3 protein-coding genes and 2 pseudogenes are annotated in these 3049 nt (G+C 73.2%); all 5 read right to left on the bottom strand.

Translation table 11 applies throughout. The features are described 5' to 3' along the window. Positions 1 to 674 (bottom strand): annotated as a pseudogene (locus HPY23_RS08820) (baseplate multidomain protein megatron); the annotation flags it as partial. After that, positions 671 to 1171, bottom strand: coding sequence for an NlpC/P60 family protein (locus HPY23_RS08815; protein WP_200649593.1), 501 nt, complete (start codon positions 1169 to 1171; stop codon positions 671 to 673). The gene HPY23_RS08815 and the pseudogene HPY23_RS08820, both read right to left, overlap by 4 nt. Then, positions 1149 to 2036: a DUF2163 domain-containing protein gene (locus HPY23_RS08810; protein ID WP_200649592.1), complete on the bottom strand. Its 888-nt coding sequence runs from the start codon at positions 2034 to 2036 to the stop codon at positions 1149 to 1151. The genes HPY23_RS08815 and HPY23_RS08810 overlap by 23 nt, the downstream gene beginning before the upstream one ends. Before the next feature lie 5 nt (positions 2037 to 2041). Continuing rightward, entirely contained in the window at positions 2042 to 2677 is a 636-nt protein-coding gene (locus HPY23_RS08805; protein WP_200647361.1) for a DUF2460 domain-containing protein, read from the bottom strand. 81 nt (positions 2678 to 2758) lie between these two features. Next, positions 2759 to 3049 (bottom strand): annotated as a pseudogene (locus tag HPY23_RS08800) (hypothetical protein); the annotation flags it as partial.

The following is a 3049-nucleotide window of genomic DNA, read 5'->3' as shown; positions in this document are numbered from 1 at the left end:
ACCGCCGTCACCAGGTCCTCGAGCGCCGGCCGGCCGGAGGCGTTGGGCGCCCGCCGGATCACCTCGGCGGTGAGAACCGGCACCCGGTTGCCGAAGCCCGCCAGGGGCAGGTCCTCGAACACGATGTAGGCCAGGCCCCGATAGGCCGGGGCGTTGTCGGCGCCCTCAATGGCGGCAATCTTCGGGTCCGGGCCCTGCGCCTCGTCGCCGAGATAGACCCGGGCGCCGTAGGCGGCGAGCGCGATCGGCTTGCCGTCTGCGTAGACCTGGCCCACGGCGACGATCGGGCCTTCGCACAGAGCAATCGCCACGCTGACGCTGTACGAATACGTCACGTTGAATTGCTTCTGCCCCCCGCCGCCCTTGCCGCCGGCGGACTTCACCTTTTCGACCTTCTGGACTTCCTTGATCTTGGTCGCCCAGATGATCTGCCCGCCGACGCGGACCCGGCCGAAGACGCGCGAGATGGCCGCCCCTTCGGTCGAGGCGGTGACGTGGAGATCCGCCAGGCGCGGCCCGATGTTGATCTGCGGCTTGGGGCGGGACCCGAACAGCGCGCGGTCGAGGGCGCCGCCGCCGGCGGCGCCGAGCGCCTGGCCGAGGGCGCCGCCGATCGGGCCGCCGAGGGCGGAGCCGGCCGCCTGGCCGACCGCCGAGAGGACGAGCGTGCTCATGAGGGGGGCTCCGGCGAGGGGGTGGGCGAGGAAGCCGGCGCGGGATCGGGTCGGATCGCGGGGAACCGGAAGGCGTAGGCGATGCGCCGGGACCAGGCCGGCGGGATCCAGGTTTCCAGGACCGCATGGCCGTCATAGGCGTGGATCATGTGGGCGGGGCCGGTGACGATCGCGCAGTGCTTCGCCGGCAGCCCGTCCCGCCAGCGGAACAGCAGCACGTCGCCGGGCTCGGCCGCGTCGGGCGCGAGCGCCACCAGGTGGCGGGCGGCGGCCTCCCGCAGCGTCTCCCGCCCCCGGTCCTCGGCCCAGCTCGGGGAGTAGGGCGGCGGCACCTCCGGCTCGGCGCCGTAGAGCGCCGCGTAGACGCCCCGCAGCAGGCCGAGGCAGTCGCAGCCCGCGCCCCGGACGCTGGCCTGGTGGTGGTAGGGCGTGCCGAGCCAGGTGCGGGCCAGCGCGACGATGCGCGCCCGCGTGTCAGCCGAGGCGGCCTCCGTCATTGTCTGCCCCCTGCACCGCGAAGGCCACGGCGTAGTCGTTGCCCGGAAGGTCCGGGAAGCCGCGGAAGTTGAGGACGTTGGCGAACTTGTCCCGGCAGCTCGCCAGGGACTTGTCGCAGCCGGCAGTGACCTGGAACGTGTCGCCGGGGCTGATCGGGGCCGGCATCGGCTCCCACAGGTCGAGGCTGGCGAGCCCGCCGGCGAGGCCGTGCGCCCGCACCTCGACCGCGGCGCCCGCGTTGGCGCCGGAGGTCCAGACCAGCCGGCCGGCCTCGAACCACCGGGAGACGTAGGCGGAGAGGCCGGAAGCCGTGACGCTGCGGGCGCTCCTCACCGTCGCGACCGTGCCGGCGCCGCGGATCGCGGCGGCCCCGGCATCGACCCCGCAGCGGGCATCCCCCAGCAGCGCGTCGCAGGAGCGCTGGTAGACCCGGCCGCGGGGCTGGTTGAGGCGATCGGCGAGACCCCGCACCTCCGCCGTGAAGGCGGTGGGCCCGCGCGAGACCTCGCCCACGGTGCCCGACAGGATCAGCACCCGATCGTCCGGGTTCGCCCAATCGACCCGCCACACCGCGACCGCGGCGCCGTCGAACAGGCCGCGGGCGAGCTCGCTCTCCGCCAGGCGCCCGCTCGTGAGGGCGCCGACGATCTCCAGGCTGTCGGCCGAGAGGCCGGTGCCCTGCTCCACGGCGGTGCCGGTGGCGCCGCTCTCGGCCGAGCAGGTCACGCCGTCGACCACCAGGTCCTCGTCGTGGTCGGTGAAGCCGAGGCGCAGGCCGTCGGTGCGGGTGACGATCCAGCATTGGCACAGCGTGGTGACCCCGCTCGCGAGGCTTGCGGCGAGGGAGGGAGAGAGGATCTTCATGGGGGCTACCGGCGGATCTCGATGACCGGGATGTCGGCGACGAGGCCGGCGCGCAGGGCCTGGTGGTCGACCTCGATGCGATCGGTGGCAAAGCGCACCGGCACGTCGAAGAGAAAACCCGCGGTGACGATCGCGCCCGCGGCGGGCGCCGCTTTCAGGGTGACGAGGCCGGTGGCGGCGTCGAGGGTGAAGGCGGCGGCCCCGAGCGCGACGCCGCCGACTGCGATCGCGACCGATCCGGCGACCGGCTTGGTGATCGGTCGGGCATAGGGGGCGAAGGCGGCGCCGTAGGTCTTGGCGAGGGGAAACAGCCGGGTGGTGCCGTCGCCGGTGCCGAGGCGCTGGTCGGTGGGGGCGGGGGTCTGACCGGGAGCAGCGGAGCTGTGGTCGAAGGTGTCGCGCCAGCGAAAGCCGTAGAGGGGGCCGCGACGCTCCTCGAAGAAGGCGAGGAGCGTCGCGACGTCCTCGGCCGAGCGCAGGGCGGGCCCGGCATTGTAGCGGCGACGGGCGTGGCGCCAGAGGCTGTTCCGCTCCTCGTCGCCGGAGCCGAGGGTCACGATCTCGGTGCGCCGCTCCGGCCCGCCGCGGGAGCCGTAGGACAGGGCGAGGGGAAAGCGCACCTCGTGGAAGGGGGACGTCATGATAAGGATGCTCCCCTGCTAGCTCGACGTTGTGAGGGGCGGCTTTCGACCCATAGCGGCCGATCGGTCATGCTCGGCATCTCAGTCACCAGGGGGATGAACAATCATCGCCGAGATCAGGCAGACCGCCTCCACCACCTGAGGGCCGTGCCGTGGGGACAGCCGCTTGGGCAGCCGGGCACCGAGCAGGCACCAGAGATCATGGTTCAGGTTGAACACGGTCGTGCCTAGGAGCCAGTCGCCGGGCAGCGGTGCGCCAAGCCCATCGCGCAGAGGCGCCGCCGTGGCGTCCTCGGCCGCCATGATCCATTCGGCCAGCGCGACCAGTGCGGGATCCTCAACCTCGCAGGCGAGGGCGAACCACAGAAGCCC

Origin of the sequence: Methylobacterium ajmalii (assembly GCF_016613415.1) — a bacterium.
GTDB lineage: Bacteria > Pseudomonadota > Alphaproteobacteria > Rhizobiales > Beijerinckiaceae > Methylobacterium > Methylobacterium ajmalii.
The sequence above is the reverse complement of the archived record's forward strand: the minus strand, read 5'-3'. Positions and strand labels throughout refer to the sequence as shown.